Origin of the sequence: Leifsonia sp. NPDC102414, assembly GCF_044765685.1 — a bacterium.
GTDB lineage: Bacteria > Actinomycetota > Actinomycetes > Actinomycetales > Microbacteriaceae > Leifsonia.
The window spans coordinates 396,912-417,090 of sequence record NZ_JBIWKN010000003.1; the positions used below are offsets into that span (position 1 = coordinate 396,912).

Here is a 20,179-nt window from a genome sequence, read left to right on the forward strand (position 1 = left end):
GCCCGGCGCGTGAGGTAGGTTCGGATCTCGGACAACCGGGTTCCATCGGAGAGGAACAAGTGGACGATATCACCCGTCGCCCCGCTTCCCGCTGGTGGGTGGTGGGCGTGCTGCTCATCGCCGTTGCCGCGGGCCTGGTGGCCGTCGGCGCCGGCTGGACGGTGTGGATCCTGGCCGCGGCGGCCGCGCTGTGCCTGGCGACGGGGGTCGCAGCCTTCGGCGGCTGGAGCCTCGGCGTCGTGTCGGCGATCGCCGTCCCGCTCGCTGTCGAGGCGTTCGCGATCAGGGTCTTCCACCGGATCGGACTCGGCGTCTTCACCGGCAATCTGCTCGTCTTCGTCCTCATCGCCCTGGCCGGGCTGGTGCTCGTCGCCGCCGGCGGCGACCGGCTGCGGCTGCCTGGCCGGAGGATCTGGTGGGGAGTCCTTCCCGCTGCCGTGATCCCGGCCGCGGTCGGGGCGGTGTTCGCGATCCTCCCCGCGCTGCGCGACGGCAACGCGCTCTCCTGGGCGATGCGCAGCGACGCGGTATGGAACCTGGTGTCCGCGAGATTCCTGCTCGACGACCGCGGTCTCATCCCGTCCCTTCACCCGAACTCGTCCCCGATGACCGCGATCCTGCTCGCAGCAGGCATGGCGCCCGGACGGGCCGGGATCGCGATGACCGACCTGTTCAAGCACGACATCGCTGCGATGGCAGGGACGTTCGCGCTGGCGACGGTGATCACCAGCCTGCTCGCCGGTCTCGTGATCGCGCAGCTGATCCGGCCGGAGCATCCGGTGTTCCGGGCGATCGGGGCCGTCCTCGGCTCCGCGCTGATCGCATCCTGGTTCGTCGCTGGGTTCTCGTTCGAGTTCGGGTTCTACAACGTGATGCCCACCGTCGCCTGCCTGCTGGGAAGCTGGCTCGCCTGGCGGGCAGCGCCCCGTTCCCCGGTGATCGCCGTGGCGCTGCTGTTCGCGATGACGACAGCTCTGCTCGCCCTCTGGGCCTTCCTCGCCATCGTGCCGCTCGCGCTCGCCGCTGTGCTGGCCGTGCGCCACATCCTGCGCAGCCCGCGCTCGCTCGGGTGGCTGTCCTGGACGATCCTCGGGGTCGCGGCGGTGCAACTGCTCGCATACGGGGTGCTGGTCTCGCTGCGGGACCTGCGCCGCGACCAGGGCGCGCTCGCGCAGGGCGGCTCGATGGCGCCGGTGACGCCGGCGCTGCTCTTCATCATGATCGGCCTCTGCGTCGCCATCGCCGCCGTCTCTGCGCGGACGGCGGGAACGCGCGCCGACCTCGTCGGAGTGGTCACGGTGTCCGTCTCCTTCGCCGGGCTGTACGCCTACCTCGGCACGCAGGTGCAGGCGGCCGCGTACTGGTGGGGCTACTACCCGGCCAAGCTGGTCTGGTTCGGCGGCATCCTGCTCCTCGTCGTCGCGATCGGTCTCGTGCTGGAACGCCTGTCGCGCGTCGACCTCGCGGTCTGGCCCAGGGTGGCGGCGACGGCAGGGGTGCTCGTCGCGATCGTGTCGGTGGCGGCGAGCGTCCTCCCCAAACCGCCGACCGTCGGCTCCCTGCTCCCGTACGCCGACATCCTCGCGGGAGAGGGGGTCGCGTCCGGCGACGATGTCCTCCCGACGATGTTCGCCCTGGACGACCCGGCCGACGCGAAGAACATGCTCGTCGGATACTTCGACTGGAAAGCGGACGGCTTCGCCAACCTCTGGCTCCTCGGCGCATCGGCGACCAGCGGCACCGACCCGATCCGCCCGTACTCCTACTACCTCGACACGACGTCGGTGAAAGACGTGTGCTCGGCCGTCAAGGCCTGGGGCGATGGCGTGACCATTCACACCAGGAGCGAGTCGCTGCCGGCGAAGCTCGCGCTGACCTGCCCGGATGTGGACGTGACGGTGCTGGTGGGACGGGTACCGACGGCGGGGTGATCGCGCGCGGCGCGGTCACCACCCGAGGAACATGTGCCTCAGCAGCGACCGCATCCCTGCGCCGTCGCGCTTCGCCAGCGCGGACGGAAGCTTCGTCGCCGCGTTGAGCCGTGACGACCAGTGCGCGGACGACACGCGCGCCGCCCTGCGCCAGCCGCGCTTCTTCAGCACCGCCGCCGCGGTGAGGAAGAACGCGCGCTCCTCGTCGAAGCGGCTGCCGTCCTGCGCCGTCCAGGAGGAGACGCTGCCCGCGTGCCTGCGGTAGCGGAACTCGTGGTCGGGCAGCAGCACGAGGCTGCCGCCGTCGAGGACGATGTCGAGCTGCAGGTTGAGGTCGAGGACCACGTCGAACTCGGGGTCGAAGCCGTGACGGCGGACAGCGTCCGTTCGCCAGCAGATCGACGGGAAGTACGTCCAGTTGCCCCGCAGCAGGCTCACCGCCAGCTTCTCGCCGCTCAGCTCGACCGGCGTGCTGTGCGACGGCCGGTACCAGGATTTCACCCGGTCGGCGAGGGGGAGCGTCTGCGTGCCGTCGTCGCCGATCACGGTAACCGCCGGCTGGAAGTACGCGCCGGTGGGATGCGCGGCGATCGCGGCGCGCATCCTGGCCACGTAGCCGGGTTCCAGCAGGTCGTCGCACCCCATCAGCACGAAGTGCTCGCTGGTGACCAGCTCCACCGACTTGGTGAAGTTGCCGCTCACGCCCAGGTTGGTCTCGTTGCGCAGATAGTGGATGCGCGCATCGCCGAGACCGCTCACCCACTCGCCAGGCTCCGTGTCGGGGTAGACGTCGTCGATCACGACGAGTCGCCAGTCCTGGTCGGTCTGGGCGATGACGCTGCGCACGGCGTCGCGGAACAGTTCGGGGTCGCCGTAGAACGGCATCATGATGTCGATGGTCACGGTGGAGGGTTTCGTCCGCTCGGAGCTTTTCGTCGTAGGGTTGGCCTGCCGCGCCTAGCGGCAGAGCATCCATCCTGTCATGCCACCCCTGGAGTCTCCCATCACCAGCTACGAGCCGCTCAACGAGCCGATCCCCGACGAGTGGGAGTCTCAGCCGGCCGGGTCGGGCGGGCGCTCGTCGGTCGCTCTGATCCTCGGAGCGACGGTCGTCTCCGGGCTCGCTGGGTATGTGGTCACCTGGCGGGTGTTCACCTCCGTCGGCGCAGCGGGATACGGCGTGTTCTCGGTGTTCTGGTCCGCCCTGTTCCTGGTGGTCGGCATCCTCTTCGGCTTGCAGCAGGAGTCCACGAGGGCGGTGGCCCAGACCGCCATGCAGGCGCAGGCCGACGTGGATGCGCGCACCGCGTCAGCAGTGCGCGCCGTCTCCGCCTCCCGCCGCACCTCGATGTGGCGGTTCGCCGCGATGGTCGCCGTCGTGGTCGTGCTCGCCGTGCTGGCGACCAGCCTGCTCTGGGCGACGCCGAGCCTGGGAGAGCAGAACGCCGGCCTCGCCTGGTTCGTCGCGATCGGCGCGGGCCTCAACTGCCTGGTGGCCGCCGCATCCGGTGTCATGGCCGGCGCAGGCATGTGGCGGCAGCTCGCGGCCATCGTCGCGCTCGACGGTGTGCTGCGCGTCATCGGCGTCGTCGCCGTGCTGGCGTTCACCGACAACCTGGTCGCTCTCGCCATCGCCGTCATCCTGCCGTTCCCGGTCTCGCTGGCGATCGTCTTCGCCTCCGCGCCGAAGGCGCTCGTCGCCAACGCGCGCGTCACCATCGGCGTCTCCGCACTCGTCGCCAACACGGGGCGCACGATGCTGGCGGCGTCGGCGACCGCCATCCTGATCAACGGCTTCCCGCTGGTGCTGTCGTTCTTCTCCGGGCCGCAGAACCATGCGGACCTCGGATCGCTGGTGCTCGCCGTCACGCTGACGCGCGCGCCCATCCTGGTGCCCCTGATGGCGCTGTCGAGCTTCCTGGTCAGCCAGTTCTCGCACCATCCGGAGCGGGCCACGCGCACCATGCTCACGATCATCGCCGGCATCGCCGCTGTGATCGTCGTGCTGTGCCTCGCCGCCTGGCTGTGGGGCGTGCCAGTGATGCACTTCGTGTTCGGCGAGCAGTTCGACCTGGGTGCAGGGGTTCTCGTCGCCCTGATCGCGTCGTCCGGCCTGATCGGCGCGCTCTGCGTCAGCGGCTCCGCCGTGCTCGCCAAGGGGCTGCACGGCGGATACGCGACCGGCTGGGTGGTGGCGTCGCTCGTCTCGCTCGCCGTGCTGTTCATCCCGATCGACCTGCCGATCCGGGCGGCGCTCGCCCTCGCGTCAGGGCCGGCGGTCGGCCTCGCGGTGCACCTGGTCTGGCTGCGGGTCAGCTCTGGTCGTGCCGTGCCAGCCGAAGCCGCCAGCTCATCCCCTGCGAGGCCTTGACCGCGCAGATCACGAGGAGCAGCCAGCCGGCCTCCACGAGGATCGAGCTCTCGAACACGCTGGTGACGAGCAGCGCCACCAGCACGAGCGGGGCCCAGGCGTAGACGACGCTGCGCTTGTTGGATGCGAGCAGCCAGGAGCGCCCGAACGCGAGCGCGAGCAGCGCGACAAAGAGCAGCAGGCCGATGATGCCGACCTGCAGATAGACGTCGAGATACGCGTTGAGGCCGTCTGCGTGGTAGACGCCCGTGGCCGCTTGGATGGCCGTGAACGGATACAGCTCGGTCGGCCAGCTTCCCACCCAGCCCCAGCCGACCGTCTGCTCCACCGGGATCAGCTCCCAGATCTGGATCCACAGCTGGTAGCGCACCTGGAAGTCGGCCCTGGCGTTCAGCAGGTCGATCACTCTGGTGCGGTAGATCCACGCCGAGACGAGCACGGCGATGGTCAGGACCGCGAGGCCCCACTGGTAGTACGGCCGCTGGTGGGCCGGCACTTTGCGCAGCGCGAACAGCGCGAGCGTCGCGAGGCCGACGACGACCGCCACCGCCGCGATCACGGGGGAGTGGGCGAAGAGCAGACAGAGCACGGCGAGCGAGATGGAGACCGCGGCCAGCGGCGCGCGCACGGAGCGGGTGCGGAGCTCCACCAGGAACGTCACGAACGCGATCAGCGCCACGATGCTGAGCGCATTGCGCGAGCCGAACAATCCCTGGATCGGCCCTCCGAGTGCGATGTTGCCCTGGATGCCGAGGAACCGGATCGGCAGGTCGAGCAGGATGCCGCTCAGCACCTCCAGCGCGAGGGATGCGGTCAGCAGCACCCGCAGCACGTCGCCGACCACTCGCACGATCTGGATCGCATCGCGCACCAGGGCGATGTAGACGGCCAGGAAGGCGAAGCTGAGCTGATAGAGCACCCCGGCGAGCGTCGCCCACTGGTACGTGCTCCAGAAGATGGAGACGGCGCACCAGCCGACGAACAGCAGGATCGAGATCGGCAGCAGGCCGTGCCACTCGATCAGCTTCCGCTGCGCGATGAACGACAGCGCGGCGAGCACCACGACGACGGCGAGAGCGCCGATGAGGCCAGGCCAGCCGATGACCGCGCGGATCGCGTGCGTGGAGAATCCGACGCCGACGGCCACGAGCGACAGGGCGGAGTTGAACCGCGCAGAACCCAGGAACTCGGTCACCGCGACGGGGACCAGGGTTCGACGGGTCGCGGCCATGAACGCAATCCTACGGTGTGGTCTGCTTCGTCTTCACGGAGAGCACGACGAGCATCGCCCAGCCCGCTTCGATCAGGATGCGGCTCTCCGCGGCGCTCTGCGCGATGAGGGCGGCGATCAGCAGCAGCGGCAGCAGCCCGAGCGCGGTGTACGGCTGGGTGTCCGCGACGGTGGTGCGCGGCCGGTCGACGGCGAAGAACCAGGAGCGGCCGAGCGTTGTCGCGACCAGGAGGATGAAGACGATCAGCCCGACGATGCCCAGCTGCAGCCACACATCCAGCCAGGCGTTGTGCGCCTGCAGATACTGCACGTGGTTGCGGACGGCGAGGCCCTTGAACGGCTCGACCCACGGCGCCCAGTAGCTCACCCAGCCCCAGCCGAACGCCGGGCGCTCCTGCGCGAGCCCGATCACGGCGTGCCAGATGTCCAGGCGACCCGTCAGGTCCTCGCTCTTGCCGAACAGGGCCGGGATGCGCGACGCGAACGCGATCAGCAGCCCGCCGACGACCACGACGAGCGCCGCTGCGGTGAGGTAGACGGGACGCCGCCGGTCGGGGCCGACCCTGCGCATCCACATCGCGAAGGCGAAGACGACAGCGGTGGCGAGGCCGGCGACGATGACGGTGGAGGAGCGGGTGAGGCCGAGCGTCAGCACGGCGATCACCAGCCAGGTGATGCCTGCTCCGCGGCGGACCGTGCGGTCGGCGAGCTGGATGGCGAACACGATCACGGCGAGCAGCGCCACCATCGCGAGAAGGTTGCTGTTGCCCTGGATGCCCTGGATCTGCCCGCCGTGGAAGAGCAGCCCTCTGCTCCAGTAGAACGCTGCAGGCAGCTTGCCGGAGGGGTACTCCGCCCAGAACGGCAGCACGGGGTGCCGCACGAACGCGGCCACGATGAACTCGAATAGCAGCGACAGGCCGAGGATCCAGCGGAACGCGTTCGACAGCACGCGCAGCAGCTGCGACCAGTCGAGGCAGAGGGCGAGGAACACCGCACCCGCTGTCGTCGCGTACTGGGCGAACACACCGAGAGCGCTCGCGCCGGGGTATGCCGACCACGCGATCGAGACCGTCGCCAGCAGCAGGAACAGCACGAGCATCCTGGGCAGCCTGCGCCAGTGGAAGGCGGGGCGGCTGCGCACCAGGATCACGATGCTGCCGGCGGCGAGGAGCCCGGCGAGCACGAAGTAGGCCGGCCAGCTGATCAGGTTCCGCCAGAAGTCGCCCGCGAACAGCGTGAACAGCAGCAGGGTCGCGAACGCCGCGACGCCCGTGCCGGACGCGGCGGCGGCGACGCGTGCTCTGACGGATGAAGCGGTGGGAGCGGAGGTCACGTTGGGAAGACTAGCGGACGGGAATTCAGGCGTTCGGTGTGGCGACGAACACCGTTCCGTCTCCGGAGACGGTGACCGCGGCCTCGTCCGGCGTGATGAAGACGGACTCGCCGCGCGCGAGCGTCAGGCCGTCGTGCTCTCCCGCGAGCTGCACAGAGCCTGCGGTGCAGATCGCGATGCCTGCGCCAGGCAGGGGGATGCGCGTCGACGGCGTCGCCGCCCCGACCGTCACATGGTCGAGGGCGAAGTCCGGCACGTCCGGCCGGAACACGTCGACCCCTGGTGCAGGGTGCTCCGCGGCCATCGGCGTCGCGACGATCGGGCGGAAGTCGAGGATGCTCATCAGCTCGGGAACGTCGATCCGCTTCGGCGTCAGGCCGCCGCGCAGCACGTTGTCCGAGGCGGCCATGAGCTCGATGCCGAGCCCGCGCAGGTACGCGTGGATGTTCCCTGCCGGGAGGTAGAGCACCTCGCCAGGGCGCAGCGTCGCCCGGTTGAGCAGCAGAGCGAGCACGATTCCGGGGTCGCCGGGGAAGGCCTCGGCGAGCATCCGGACGGTGTCGGCGGCGACAGCGAGGTCGTCGCCGGCAGGGTCTGGCTCGATCGCGATGGCCGTGGCGACGACCGCCCCGACGAGTTCTCCGACTGAGTGGTCGCCGCCGAGCAGCCACTCGGTGGCGGCGCGGAGCACGGCGGTCGGCTCGCCGGTCAGCGTCGCAGCGAAGGCGGAGATGACGGCCTGCTCGCCATCCGCCGCCGTCTCCGCCAGTGCGGAGAAGATGGCGGCGCTCCTGGCGACGTCGCGGAACCCGCAGAGCGCGTCGAAGGTGTCGCTGAGCGCGTAGATGAGTTCGGGCTTGTGGAACGGGTCCTTGTAGTTGCGCTCTGGGGAGTCGAGCGGGATGCCGGCGGCGTTCTCCCGAGCGAACCCTTCCGCTGCCTGGGCGGACGACGGGTGGGCCTGCAGGGAGAGCGGACCGGCGGCGGCCAGCACCTTCAGCAGGTACGGGAGGTGCGCATCCGGCTGCCCGAGGGATGTCTGAGGGTCAGCTGCTGTCCAGGCGGCGAGGTCGGCGGCGCCCCCGGTCTGCGACGGGTCGGCGATCACCGACGGCGATCCTGGATGCGCGCCCAGCCACAGCTCGGCCTCCGGCTTGCCGCTCGGCGTGGTGCCGAGAAGCCCGGCGATGGCGGTGGTGGAACCCCAGGCGTAGTCGCGGGGGGTATTGCCGATGCGCACAAACATCCGTCGTGGTCCCTTTCGATTCGTTAGACCAAACTACCAATCGCTTTTGCGCGCGGATTCCCCGTCTCTAGGCTGACGCTGGTCGCCTGCCTCGCGCCGGCGGACCCGTCATCCCGCCGAACGACGCAATGGAGCAGCAATGTCCTTCGAGACCCTCGCCAGCGATTTCTACGGATATGAGGACCTTCTCAGCACCAGGGAGAAGGAATTCCTCGCGGACCTCAGGGTCTACCTCGAGACCGAGGTGAAGCCGATCGTGAACGAGCACTGGGAGCGCGCGGAGTTCCCGCACCAGATCATCGAGGGTCTGCACGAGACGGGCACCATCGGGCTCGGCTTCCCCGAGACGGCGCAGTTCGAGAACTCGGCCGTGTTCCGCGGCTGGGTCGCGCTCGAACTCGCCAGGGTGGATGCGTCCGTCAGCACGTACGTCGGGGTGCAGAACGGTCTCGCGCTCGGCGCCATCGGCGTCTGCGGCTCCGATGAGCAGAAGGCGGAGTGGCTGCCGAAGCTCGCCAGCGGCGACGTGCTCGGCGCGTTCGGCCTCACGGAGCCGCTGTCCGGCTCCGACTCCGCGCAGGGCCTCCGCACGATCGCCACACGCGACGGCGACAACTGGGTGCTCAACGGCTCGAAGCGCTGGATCGGAAACGCCACCTTCAGCGACATCACGATCATCTGGGCGAAGAGCGCCGAGGACGGCCAGGTGAAGGGCTTCATCGTCCCGACCTCGACGCCCGGATACACGGCGACCAAGATCGAGGGCAAGCAGTCCCTCCGCATGGTCCAGAACGCGGACATCACCCTCGAGAACGTGGTCGTGCCGGAGTCGCTGCGCCTGCAGCACGCCAACTCGTTCAAAGACACGGCGGCCGTGCTCCGCCTCACCCGTGCCGAGGTCGCCTGGGCGGCCGTCGGCGTCGCGATCGGCGCGTACGAGGCGGCGGTGGCCTACGCCAAGGAGCGCGTGCAGTTCGGCAAGCCCCTGGGAGCACACCAGCTCATCCAGGATCTGCTGGTCAAGTCGCTCGGCAACATCACCGCGTCCATCGCCCTCTGCACCCGCGTCTCCGAGATGCTCGACGCCGGTCAGCAGCGCGACGAGCACTCCGCGCTCGCCAAGGCGTTCACCACCTCCCGGATGCGCGAGACCGTCGCCTGGTGCCGCGAGATCCTGGGCGGGAACGGCATCGTGATCGACTACGACGTCGCCCGTTTCTTCGCCGACGCCGAGGCGCTGTACTCCTACGAGGGCACCCGCGAGATGAACACCCTGATCGTCGGCCGCTCCATCACCGGCCAGGCCGCGTTCGTCTAGGAGCGGTCACCGCGCGCCGCTAGGCTGGGCCTTCCGCAGTCGAGCGAAAGAGGAGGACCGCGTGGCGTGGTTGGTGACCGGAGGAGCTGGGTACATCGGCTCGCACATCGTGCGGGCGTTCCGTTCGGAGGGCATCGACGTCGTCGTGGTCGACGACCTGTCGAGCGGGCATGAGGAATTCGTGCCTGCCGAGGTCCCCTTCTACCGGGGGACCATCCTCGACGGCGCGCTTCTCGAGAAGGTGTTCTCCGAGAACAGCGTGTCCGGCGTCGTGCACGTCGCTGGTTTCAAGTACGCCGGCGTCTCCGTGCAGCGCCCGCTGCACACCTACGAGCAGAACGTGACGGCGACGGCCGTGCTGCTGGCCGCGATGCAGGAGGCAGGCGTCGACGCGATGGTGTTCTCCTCGTCCGCCGCCGTCTACGGCACGCCGGACACGGACCTCGTCACGGAGGAGACCCCCAAGAGCCCCGAGTCGCCGTACGGCGAGTCGAAGCTGATCGGCGAGTGGCTGCTGCGCGACCAGGGCGTCGCCGCCGGCCTCCGCCACACCAGCCTGCGCTACTTCAACGTGGTCGGCTCCGGCGATCCCTCGCTGCGCGACACCAGCCCGCACAACCTGTTCCCTCTGGTGTTCAACGCGCTGGTGGACGGCCGGACTCCGCGGATCAACGGCACCGACTATCCGACCCAGGACGGCACCTGCGTGCGCGACTACATCCACGTCGCCGACCTGGCCGTCTCGCACGTCGCGGCGGCCAAGCGGTTGGATGCGGGCGAGAGCATCGAGCCGGTGTACAACCTGGGCAGCGGCGACGGGGTCTCCGTCGGCGAGATCATGTCGACCGTGTCGAGCGTGACCGGCATCGACTTCACCCCAGAAGTGGGGCCGCGCCGAGCCGGAGATCCTGCAAGGATCGTCGCATCCGGTGAACTCGCCGCCCGGGATCTGGACTGGAAGATGCGCCACACACTGGACGAGATGGTCCGGAGCGCCTGGGAAGCACGTCAAGCGGCGTCCTGACGCTTCCCCGGGCCGCTCGACGGGGGTAGAACGGCCGGGCGTGTCGGGATTGTTGTCGACCGTCGGCGCGTCGCGAAGTCTCGACCTGGACTTAAGGCTTTACGATTTGCGACTTGACTCTGGCGAATGACAACGGTGTAATTATTCCAACACGTTGTCTTGCGTGCTTAGCAGTTAATGGGTGGGAGTCCGATATGACAGTTCCTGAATATCGCTCTGGAGTACCCGACGACTGGTTCATCGACCCGGTCAAACTGGGGGTTCCGGGTGTCCGGCCGAATGTCGACGACGACAATCCGCTTGCCTGGCAGTCCGACTCGCTCTGCGCACAGACCGACCCAGAAGCCTTCTTCCCGGAAAAGGGCGGGTCGACCCGCGACGCGAAGCGGATCTGCACCTCGTGCGAGGTGCGGACGCAGTGCCTCGAGTACGCTCTCGCGAACGACGAGCGATTCGGCATCTGGGGCGGCCTCTCCGAGCGCGAGCGTCGCAAGCTCCGCAAGCGCGCCAGCTGACGTCGATCCACCACGGTCCGACACGCGTCCGACCCGTTCTTCTGCCTGCGATCAGCTCGAACTCACCCGACTCCCAGGGCCGATCGTAAATTTGCGCCGCGCCCGATCTGCCTCCACGGATCGACGCGACGCCAACCTAGGCTGACTCCCGATGTATCCGAGAGTCACTGCCATCGTCGTCGCCCAGAGTGGCGGTCCCCATCTTCAGCGCACTCTCGACGCCATCGCGGCACAGACGAGACAACCGGACGCCGTGATCGCCGTCGACTGTGCGTCGACAGACGACGCCGCCAAGCTGCTCGCCGACTTCCGCCCGACCCAGCTGCTCTCCGTGCAGGAGAAGCTGCCGTTCGGCGCCGCCGTCGCCACCGGCGTGCGCGTCACGGCCCCTCCGTCGTCCGATCACGAGTGGCTGTGGCTGCTCGCGCAGGACACAGCGCCGGAGCCCGGCGCTCTCGAAGCGCTCCTCGGCGCGGTCGAGGTCTCTCCGTCGGTCGCCGTTGCCGGGCCAAAGCTGGTCGACTGGGAGGACGCTGCGTTCATCCGCGAGTTCGGTGTGGCGATGACGCCGCTCGGGGCAGCGGTTCCCCTCGTCGAGAACGAGATGGACCAGGCCCAGCACGACGGCCTCAGCGATGTGCTCGGCGTCTCGTCGGCCGGGATGATCGTCCGCCAGACCGTGTGGGATGCGCTCGGCGGGTTCGATCCTGGCCTCCCGACCGCAGACGACGGTCTCGACTTCTGCACCAGGGTGCGCCTGGCCGGATACCGCGTCTCGCTCGTGGCGCAGGCCAGAGTGGCCATCGCAGGCGACGGCGTCGCCGGCCCCAACCTCTCGCGTAAGTGGACGGTGCGCCGCCGCCTCACCAAGGAGCGTCGCGCAGCACAGCTCCACCGCCGGATGGTCTACGCGCCGGCAGCTGCCGTCCCGTTCCACTGGCTCAGCCTTGTGCCGCTCGCGATCCTGCGCTCCATCGGGCGCATCCTGCGCAAGGAGCCAGGCTCCGTCGGCGGTGAGCTCGCGGCCGCCTTCCGCGTCGCGTTCTCCGGGATGAAGGTGAGCAACGCCCGCCGGATGCTCGCCACGAACAAGACCGTCGGCTGGGCCGCCGTCGCGCCTCTGCGCATCCCGTTCGACGAGGTGCGTCGTGCGCGCGCGCTGAAACGCGAGGCCGCGCTGGTCGGCCAGCAGGGCGAACGCCAGGAGCTCGACTTCTTCGGGACGGGTGGCGGCTGGACGGTGCTCGCCGCTCTCGTTGTGGGCGTCGCGCTGTTCTTCCCGCTGTTCGGCAGCAGCGCACTGACCGGGGGAGGGCTGCTCCCGCTGACCTCCTCTGTCGGCCAGCTCTGGGCGAACCTCGGTTACGGCTGGCGGGATGTCGGCCTCGGCTTCACCGGCGCCGCCGACCCGTTCTCCGCCGTGCTGGCGGTGCTCGGCACGTTGACGTTCTGGCAGCCGTCCGTCGCGATGGTCGGGCTGTACTTCCTCGCGATCCCGCTCGCCGCCCTCGGCGCCTGGCTCGCCGCTGCGCGACTCACCGCGAAGACGACGCTGCGCGTCTTCGCCGGTCTCGCGTACGCGCTCGCGCCGACGCTGCTCGTCGCGCTCCAGGGCGGCCGGCCGGCCGCCGTGCTCGCGCACGTCCTGCTTCCGTGGCTGTTCTTCGCCGGCCTCGCCGCGCGCCGTTCCTGGGCGGCCAGCGCTGTCACGGCTCTGCTGGCGGCTGCGACGGCGGCGTGCGCCCCCGTGCTGATCCCCGCGCTGCTGGTGGCCTGGATCGCGGCGATCGCGTTCAGCGGGCGTCGTGCTGGACGCATCGCGTTCATCCCGCTGCCCGCGGTGGTGCTGTTCGCGCCGCTCGTCTGGCAGCAGGCCACCCGCGGCGCGTGGCTGTCGATCTTCGCCGATCCAGGGGTGGCCCTGGATGCGCGTCAGACGCCCGCCTGGCAACTCGCCCTCGGCTTCCCGGACGGGACGCTCGGCGGCTGGCACGACCTGGGCGCAGCGCTCGGCTCGAGCTTCGCCCTCCCAGAGGCCGCGCCGAACGTCATCGTCCCGATCCTGCTCGCCCCGCTCGGCGTTCTCGCCATCCTCGCTCTGTTCCTCAAAGGATCGAGCAGGGCGATCGTCGCGCTGGTCGTCGCGCTGGTCGGCTTCCTCTCCGCCGTCACGGCCCTGCACGTCCAGGTCGCGGTCGCAGGCTCGACCGTCGTTCCGATCTGGCCCGGCAGTGCGCTCAGCCTCTACTGGCTCGGGCTGATCGGCGCCGCCGTGCTCGCCCTGTCCGCCATCGGGCGCGCCGCGGTGTACCCCGCCTGGGTCGCGATCCTCACCATCGCCATCGCTGCGGTCCCATCGGCCATCGCCATGCACGACGGCCAGTCCGACGTCGTCGCGAGCGACGGACGCACGATGCCGGCGGTCGTCACGGCCAAGGCGGCCACCCAGCCGCGAACGGGCACCCTGCGGATCACACCGCAGCCGGACGGCAGCATCTCCGCCGAACTCGTCCGCGGAGCAGGCCAGACCCTGGATGTGCAGACCACGCTGAGCTCCACGGAACGCACGCTCAGCTCCGGCCAGAAGGACCTGGCGACGCTTGCGGGCAACCTCTCGTCGCAGAGCGGCTACGACGGTTCTGCCACGATGAAGCGCCTCGGCATCGACTTCGTGCTGCTCGCGCCGGCCGCGGTGGAGCTCAACCAGACGTCGAACACGCCTCGGCCGGTCAGCGAGCCTGCGAAGGTCAGCGGGACGCGGGCATCCACTGCCCTGGACGCGAACCCGCTGCTCGCGCCGGTCGGAGCGACGGTGAGCGGCCAGCTCTGGGCGTTCGATCGCGGGACCTCCGTCGAGCCGAAGGCCGCGATCGTCCCTGCGGACGCCGGCGGAATCTGGCGCCTGATCGTGCTGCTGGTGCAGGGCATCGTCATCGGCATCACGCTGCTGATGGCCATCCCGACCACCCGCTCGGCCGACCGGGTCGCCGAGCTGAACGCCCGCCGCCCGAAGCGCCGCCACGGCGGAGAGGACGACGGCGTCGTGACGCCGGACGACGAGCCGGAGGCTCCGAAGGACGGCGAGGAGGCCGTCGCAGACGAGACGCTGTCCGAGTACGAGGCAGAACCGGACGACGAGGCCTCCGTGGAGTCTGCCGAGGAGGAGACGGAGCCGGAGCGCGAGCCGCAGGCGGAGCCGGCCCAGGAGCCGGAGCCGCAGCCGCAGGTGGAACCGGTTCAGGAGCCGGAACCAGAGCAGGAGCCAGAACCGGACCCGGACCCCGAGCCCGAACCGGAGCGTGACGCCGAACCTCAGCCCGAGACCACGGCAGAACCAGAGCCGGAGCCGGAATCGAAGCCAGCTGCCACCGACGACGCGCTCGTCACAACGCCCACCACCCCCACAACGCTCGAGGAAGGTCTCGAGGAGACGATCATCCGCCCGCGTCGCGGAACGGAAGGAGGCGACCGTGGCTGACAAGCGAGGTATCGCCAGGGTGAGCATCCGGGTCGTCAGCGGTGTCATCGGTCTCGGCGTCGCCGGCATCGCCATCGCGGGCGCGTCGCTGCTGCCGCTCCCGTCGTTCCAGATCTCCGCACCCGTCTCCACCGTGAAGCCGGTGCCGGCCGACCAGCAGCGCGTCTGCCCCGGCCCGCTGCTCGCCCTCGCGGCCGACGCCGGAGCGGCGACCACCGCCTCCCCGTTCGGTCCGGCCAGCTCCACATACGGCGCGGACGGCGGGAGCATCGAGACCAGGTCGCTGAAGGCGGACTCGGACGGCGGGAGCCGCTCTGAGGCACCGCAGACGCTCACCATCGCCACGCCGCAGGGTGCGAGCACGCCGCCGCTCCTCGCCGGCGCCCAGTCCCAGAACGCCACGACCGACGACCTCGCAGGCGTCGCTGCGGCCGCGTGCGGCGAAGCGAGCGCGGACAGCTGGCTCGTCGCCGGTTCGACCTCTCTCGGTCAGACAAGCCTGGTCATGCTCTCCAACCCGACCTCCGTGCAGGCGACCGTCAACCTCACGATCTTCGCCGAGACCGGGGCCGTTGCCGCACCGGGCGCCGCCGGCATCGTCGTCCCAGCCGGGGCGCAGAAGGTGATCCCGCTCGCCGGCCTCGCGCCCTCCGTCGCCGCTCCCGTCGTCCACGTGCAGAGCACGGGCGGGCAGGTGCTCGCGTCGCTGCAGCAGAGCTTCGAGCAGGGGATCGACCCGCGTGGCGTCGAGCTGTCAGGCGCGACAGGCTCTCCGTCGCGCGTACAGGTGATCTCCGGCATGACGATCGCGAACCTCGCGACCATCGAGGGCGCGCAGTCCGGCGAGAGCTACGGCGCCGACCTCCCCGCCGTCCGCGTGTTCGTGCCAGGCGATCAGGATGCGGACATCACCGTCGGCGCCGTCGGCGAGAACGGAACGGCCGTCGGCAACTCGTACGCGCAGACGGTGAAGGCCGGCGTCGTCGCCGAGATCCCGCTCGACCACCTGAAGGACGGCAACTACACCGTCACCGTCCGCTCGTCCGTGCCTGTCGTCGCCGCAGCGCGCACCTCGGTGGCGGGTTCCAAGTCGCAGGACTTCACCTGGTTCACGTCGTCGCAGCCGATGGGGGACACCTTCCTCGCCGCTGTGCCGCCGGCACCGACCCCGATGATGCACTTCGCCAACCCGGGCGAGAAGGACCAGAAGGTCACCATCGAGGGCCGCACGGGCAAGCCTGCCACGCTCACCATTCCCGCTGAGGGAGCGGCGAACGTCAAGGTGGGCGCTGGGATGTACACGGTCACCGGCGGCGACGGCCTCTACGTGAGCGTCAGCTTCGCCGCGGACGGTCTCGCCAGCTCGTTCGCGCTCAACCCGCCTGGCCCGCTGGCCGCACCGATCGAGGTCTACCCGCGGTAGCGGAGACCGACGCGTGCTCTCGCTCGCAAGCGTCAGAAGTGCCGGTAGCGATCCGGCGCCAGGTCCCACGGGTCTTTGCCAAGCAACTCGGCGACCGCGCGGAACACGCAGCCCTCGACGTACATCCTGCGGTGCAGGTCGTCGTTGCGGTGCAACTTGGTGAGGCGCTGGATGGGCACGCGGTAGAGCACGATGCGGCGCTGAGCGTGGTCGACGTGCCAGCGGTCGACGCCGTCGCTTCCCGTGTTGCCGATCGGGGTCGCAGCGACCTCGAAGTGCACGTCGGCGAGCTCGTTCGGCCAGACGCCCTTGAGGTAGTCGGCCGTGGATGCGACGGTCATGTCGAAGAGGTCGATGCGGTTGTTCAGCATCGGCAGGTGCGGGCCCGTCACCGGCCCCCGCGCTCCCCGCCCGTGCCTGCTGCGCCACCGGGAGGTGGCAGGCGGCTGGCTGCTCGAGCGGCGGTTCCGGGGCATGTCGCCATCCTACGACGCGCAGGCTCGGGTATTCTGAGCCCGATGTTGAGCCGACCATGTTCCCGCGTGGCGTGTCCACGCGATGCCGTGGCCACGCTCACGTACGTGTACGCGGACTCGATGGCTGTCCTCGGCCCGCTGAGCCTGAGCCACGAGCCGCACTCGTACGATCTGTGCGCCATCCACGCCGAGCGACTGTCCGCGCCGCAGGGCTGGCAGATTGTGCGACACGAGGTGTTCGGTGAAGTAGGTTATGGGGCGTGAGCAGCAACCGTGATGTCCCCAGCAACTCCTCGCTCGACGCCGTGGTCAAGACCTACGACATCCGTGGTCTCGTCGGCAAGGATCTGACGGAGGAGGTCGTCACCGCCATCGCCGCCGGATTCGTCGACGAAGTCGGGGCGGCTGGCAAGGACGTCATCGTCGGCCACGACATGCGCGACTCATCGCCGACGTTCGCCGCGGCGTTCGCGCGCGGAGCGCAGGCCAGGGGCGCCAACGTGGTGTCGATCGGGCTGTGCTCGACGGACGAGTCGTACTTCGCGTCCGGTGCTCTGGCCGCTGACGCGGCCATGTTCACCGCCAGCCACAACCCCGCGACGTACAACGGCATCAAGCTCTCCAGGGCGGGGGCGCAGGGTCTCAGCATGAACACCGGGCTCGCCGGTGTGCGCGACCGCGCAGCCGTCTACCTGCACGACGGCGTCGACGCTGTCGCAGAGCCAGGCGGCTTCCGCGAGCAGGACGTCATCGCCGACTACGCCGCATACCTGCGGTCCCTGGTCGACCTGTCCGGCATCCGGCCGATCACCGTGGTGGTGGATGCGGGCAACGGCATGGGTGGACTGACCGTGCCGGCGGTGCTCGGCGAGGCGGCGGGGCTTCCCGCCCTTCCGCTCACGATCGTCCCGATGTACTTCGAGCTCGACGGATCGTTCCCCAACCACGAGGCCAACCCGCTCGACCCGAAGAACTTGGTCGACCTGCAGCGCGCGGTGGTCGAGCACGGGGCCGACCTCGGGCTCGCCTTCGACGGGGACGCCGACCGCTGCTTCGTGGTGGACGAGAACGGCGACGCCGTCACGCCGTCCGCCGTCGCGGCGATCGTCGCGCTGCGCGAGATCGCCCGGGCGCGCCGCGAGGACCCTGACGCCGACATCACGGTGATCCACAACCTGATCACGTCCAACGTCGTCCCGGAGACCATCGAGGCCGCGGGCGCCACCCCGCTGCGCACGCGCGTCGGCCACACGCTGATCAAGGACGCGATGCGCGAGTCCGGTGCGATCTTCGGCGGAGAGCACTCCGCGCACTACTACTTCCGCGACTTCTGGAGTGCGGACAACGGGATGCTCGCGGCGATGCACCTGCTCGCCGAGTTCGGCGGCCAGGACGAGCCGCTGTCGGCGCTGTCCGCCCGGTTCACGCCGTACCCGATGTCCGGCGAGATCAACTCGACCGTCGACGACGTGCCTGCCGCGTTCACGCGCATCGTCGAGGAGTTCACCGGACGCGCGGAATTCGACGAGTTCGACGGCCTGACCGTGACCGGATTCGTCGGAGGCGACGAGCCGTTCTGGTGGTTCTCCGTCCGTCCGTCGAACACCGAGCCGCTACTCAGGCTCAACGTCGAGGCGGCCGACCTCCCGACGATGGAGCGCATCCGCGACGAGGTGCTGGCGCTCATCCGCGCCTGACCACGCGCCGCAGGCACACGCGCTCGTCACACGACTGTGCGAGTCGGGCACCGGATGCGACAATGGGGCAATGGCCACAACCACCCTCGCTGAATCCACCTCCACTCTTCCGTTCAAGGTCGCCGATCTCTCCCTCGCTGAGGCAGGGCGCCACCAGATCCGTCTGGCAGAGAACGAGATGCCAGGCCTCATGTCCCTCCGCGAGGAGTTCGGGGCGTCGAAGCCGCTCGCCGGCGCCCGCATCGCCGGTTCGCTGCACATGACCGTGCAGACCGCCGTGCTGATCGAGACCCTCGTCGCACTCGGCGCGCAGGTGCGCTGGGCGAGCTGCAACATCTTCTCCACCCAGGACGATGCCGCTGCCGCCATCGCGGTCGGCCCGACCGGCACGGTGGATGCACCGGCCGGGGTTCCCGTGTTCGCCTGGAAGGGCGAATCGCTGGAGGAGTACTGGTGGTGCACCCAGCAGATCTTCGACTGGACGACCGAGGCCGAGAAGGAGGGAGCCGACTGGATCGGCCCCAACCTGATCCTCGACGACGGCGGCGACGCGACCCTCCTGGTGCACAAGGGCCGCGAGTTCGAGCTCGCCGGCGCTGTTCCAGACGACGCGGCAGGGGACAGCCACGAGTACCGCGTGATCCTGGCAGCGCTCCGCGCATCCATCGCTGAGTCGGCGGACCGCTGGACGCGGGTCGCCGCCGACATCCTCGGCGTGACGGAGGAGACCACCACCGGTGTCCACCGCCTGTACGAGCTCGCCCGCGACGGCCAGCTCCTCTTCCCGGCTATCAACGTCAACGACTCGGTGACCAAGAGCAAGTTCGACAACAAGTACGGCATCCGCCACTCGCTGCCGGACGGCCTCAACCGCGCTACCGACGTGCTCATCGGCGGCAAGGTCGCGTTCGTCGCCGGCTACGGCGATGTCGGCAAGGGCGCAGCGGAAGCGCTGCGTGGCCAGGGCGCCCGCGTGATCGTCAGCGAGGTCGACCCGATCAACGCGCTGCAGGCGGCGATGGACGGCTACCAGGTGGCCCGCATCGAATCCGTCGTCGACCAGGTCGACATCTTCATCTCCGGCACGGGCAACCTGAACGTGATCACCCTGGACCACATCCTGGCGATGAAGCACCAGGCCATCGTCGCCAACGTCGGCCACTTCGACAACGAGATCGACATGGCCGGCCTCGAAGCGCTCGAAGGCGCTGTGAAGGTCGAGATCAAGCCGCAGGTGCATGAGTGGCGCCTGCCGAGCGGTCGCAGCGTGCTCGTGCTCTCCGAGGGCCGCCTGATGAACCTCGGGAACGCCACAGGTCACCCGAGCTTCGTGATGAGCAACTCGTTCACCAACCAGGTGCTCGCGCAGCTCGAGCTGTACGTCTCGACGGAGAACTACCCGATCGGTGTGTACGTGCTGCCGAAGCACCTCGACGAGAAGGTCGCCCGCCTCCACCTGGATGCGCTCGGCGTCGAGCTGACCACCCTCACCCCCGAGCAGGCCGCATACATCGGCGTGAGCGTCGACGGCCCGTACAAGGTCGACCACTACCGATACTGATGCCACTCACCTTCACCGACCGCGAGCTGCCGGGCGGCCTCATCCTGCGCGTGCGCAGGCCTGAGGACGCCCCGGCGCTCGCGGCAGCATACGTCGCCAACCGCGGACACCTCGCGCCGTGGGAACCCACCCGCACGGAGGAGTTCTTCACGCCGGAGGGCCAGCTCAAGCGCACCACGGAGCTCCTCGCCCTGTATGAGGCCAGCACGGCCGTCCCGCTGCTCATCCTGGACGGAGACGCCGTCGCAGGCGGCTTCGACCTGAGCAGCATCGTGCGCGGCGCGTTCGAGAGCGCCATGATCGGCTACTGGCTCGACCGCGCGCACACCAAGCAGGGACTCGCCTCCGCCGCCCTCGCCGCCATCGTGGAGGCGGCGCGCGACGACTTCGGCCTGCACCGCATCCAGGCCGCGACGCTGCTGCACAACCAGGCGTCGCAGTCCGTCCTCACCCGCTCCGGATTCGAGCGCATCGGGGTGGCCCCGAACTACCTGAAGATCGCCGGTCGCTGGCAGGACCACGTGCTGTTCCAGCGCATCCTGCACGACTGACGCTGCGTCGCCGGTCCGGTC

General features: G+C 69.6%; 15 protein-coding genes and 1 pseudogene. 11 read left to right on the forward strand and 5 right to left on the reverse strand.

Annotated features, from left to right (window positions below; genetic code table 11):
- Positions 1 to 59 precede the first annotated feature (59 nt).
- Positions 60 to 1,931, forward strand: a complete 1,872-nt coding sequence (locus tag ACIRCZ_RS14580) for a hypothetical protein (RefSeq protein ID WP_402854339.1) — start codon at positions 60 to 62, stop codon at positions 1,929 to 1,931.
- A gap of 15 nt (positions 1,932 to 1,946) precedes the next feature.
- On the opposite strand, the gene ACIRCZ_RS14585 is transcribed toward ACIRCZ_RS14580, so the two are convergent.
- Entirely contained in the window at positions 1,947 to 2,834 is an 888-nt protein-coding gene (locus tag ACIRCZ_RS14585; protein ID WP_402854341.1) for a glycosyltransferase family 2 protein, read from the reverse strand.
- A gap of 79 nt (positions 2,835 to 2,913) precedes the next feature.
- On the opposite strand from ACIRCZ_RS14585, the gene ACIRCZ_RS14590 reads away from it, so the two are divergent.
- Positions 2,914 to 4,302, forward strand: coding sequence for a lipopolysaccharide biosynthesis protein (locus ACIRCZ_RS14590; protein WP_402854343.1), 1,389 nt, complete (start codon positions 2,914 to 2,916; stop codon positions 4,300 to 4,302).
- Here ACIRCZ_RS14590 and ACIRCZ_RS14595 read toward each other — a convergent pair.
- From ACIRCZ_RS14595 to manA, 3 genes are read right to left on the reverse strand one after another with little or no spacing between them, the layout of a single operon-like run.
- Positions 4,244 to 5,533, reverse strand: coding sequence for an exopolysaccharide production protein (locus ACIRCZ_RS14595; RefSeq protein ID WP_055890853.1), 1,290 nt, complete (start codon positions 5,531 to 5,533; stop codon positions 4,244 to 4,246). The two genes, ACIRCZ_RS14590 and ACIRCZ_RS14595, sit on opposite strands and share 59 nt — an antisense overlap.
- Positions 5,534 to 5,543: 10 nt before the next feature.
- Complete coding sequence (locus ACIRCZ_RS14600; protein WP_402854345.1) at positions 5,544 to 6,869, reverse strand: O-antigen ligase family protein; 1,326 nt, start codon at positions 6,867 to 6,869, stop codon at positions 5,544 to 5,546.
- 25 nt (positions 6,870 to 6,894) lie between these two features.
- Positions 6,895 to 8,115 carry a mannose-6-phosphate isomerase, class I gene (manA, locus tag ACIRCZ_RS14605; protein WP_055890859.1) on the reverse strand — a complete coding sequence of 407 codons (1,221 nt, stop codon included), beginning with the start codon at positions 8,113 to 8,115 and terminating at the stop codon, positions 6,895 to 6,897.
- 139 nt (positions 8,116 to 8,254) lie between these two features.
- On the opposite strand from manA, the gene ACIRCZ_RS14610 reads away from it, so the two are divergent.
- The 5 genes from ACIRCZ_RS14610 (at position 8,255) to ACIRCZ_RS14630 (ending at position 15,873) form a co-directional block, all read left to right on the forward strand.
- The gene (locus tag ACIRCZ_RS14610) at positions 8,255 to 9,433 is read left to right on the forward strand and encodes an acyl-CoA dehydrogenase family protein (protein ID WP_402854348.1); all 1,179 of its coding nucleotides are present in this window, start codon (positions 8,255 to 8,257) and stop codon (positions 9,431 to 9,433) included.
- Positions 9,434 to 9,494: 61 nt separating this feature from the next.
- Positions 9,495 to 10,457 (forward strand): UDP-glucose 4-epimerase GalE, encoded by a 963-nt coding sequence (gene galE / locus ACIRCZ_RS14615; RefSeq protein ID WP_402854350.1) that lies wholly within the window; start codon positions 9,495 to 9,497, stop codon positions 10,455 to 10,457.
- 194 nt (positions 10,458 to 10,651) lie between these two features.
- Positions 10,652 to 10,972, forward strand: a complete 321-nt coding sequence (locus ACIRCZ_RS14620; protein ID WP_082581223.1) for a WhiB family transcriptional regulator — start codon at positions 10,652 to 10,654, stop codon at positions 10,970 to 10,972.
- A gap of 151 nt (positions 10,973 to 11,123) precedes the next feature.
- Positions 11,124 to 14,450, forward strand: coding sequence for a glycosyltransferase family 2 protein (locus ACIRCZ_RS14625; protein ID WP_402854353.1), 3,327 nt, complete (start codon positions 11,124 to 11,126; stop codon positions 14,448 to 14,450).
- A complete protein-coding gene (locus tag ACIRCZ_RS14630) occupies positions 14,443 to 15,873 on the forward strand; it encodes a DUF5719 family protein (RefSeq protein ID WP_402854355.1) in 1,431 nt (476 codons plus the stop codon). Before ACIRCZ_RS14625 ends, ACIRCZ_RS14630 begins: the two co-directional genes overlap by 8 nt.
- 32 nt (positions 15,874 to 15,905) lie before the next feature.
- Here ACIRCZ_RS14630 and ACIRCZ_RS14635 read toward each other — a convergent pair whose 3' ends face one another.
- Positions 15,906 to 16,349 carry a metallopeptidase family protein gene (locus ACIRCZ_RS14635; RefSeq protein ID WP_055890879.1) on the reverse strand — a complete coding sequence of 148 codons (444 nt, stop codon included), beginning with the start codon at positions 16,347 to 16,349 and terminating at the stop codon, positions 15,906 to 15,908.
- Positions 16,350 to 16,391: 42 nt separating this feature from the next.
- Here ACIRCZ_RS14635 and ACIRCZ_RS14640 point away from each other — a divergent pair.
- From ACIRCZ_RS14640 to ACIRCZ_RS14655, 4 genes and pseudogenes are all read left to right on the forward strand, one after another.
- Positions 16,392 to 16,577, forward strand: a pseudogene (locus tag ACIRCZ_RS14640) (DUF3499 family protein); the annotation flags it as partial.
- A gap of 32 nt (positions 16,578 to 16,609) precedes the next feature.
- The gene (locus tag ACIRCZ_RS14645; RefSeq protein WP_402854357.1) at positions 16,610 to 18,046 is read left to right on the forward strand and encodes a phosphomannomutase/phosphoglucomutase; all 1,437 of its coding nucleotides are present in this window, start codon (positions 16,610 to 16,612) and stop codon (positions 18,044 to 18,046) included.
- Positions 18,047 to 18,116: 70 nt separating this feature from the next.
- Entirely contained in the window at positions 18,117 to 19,607 is a 1,491-nt protein-coding gene (ahcY, locus tag ACIRCZ_RS14650; RefSeq protein WP_402854359.1) for an adenosylhomocysteinase, read from the forward strand.
- Positions 19,607 to 20,158 carry a GNAT family N-acetyltransferase gene (locus ACIRCZ_RS14655; RefSeq protein ID WP_055890893.1) on the forward strand — a complete coding sequence of 184 codons (552 nt, stop codon included), beginning with the start codon at positions 19,607 to 19,609 and terminating at the stop codon, positions 20,156 to 20,158. The genes ahcY and ACIRCZ_RS14655 overlap by 1 nt, the downstream gene beginning before the upstream one ends.
- The last annotated feature ends 21 nt before the right edge of the window (positions 20,159 to 20,179 follow it).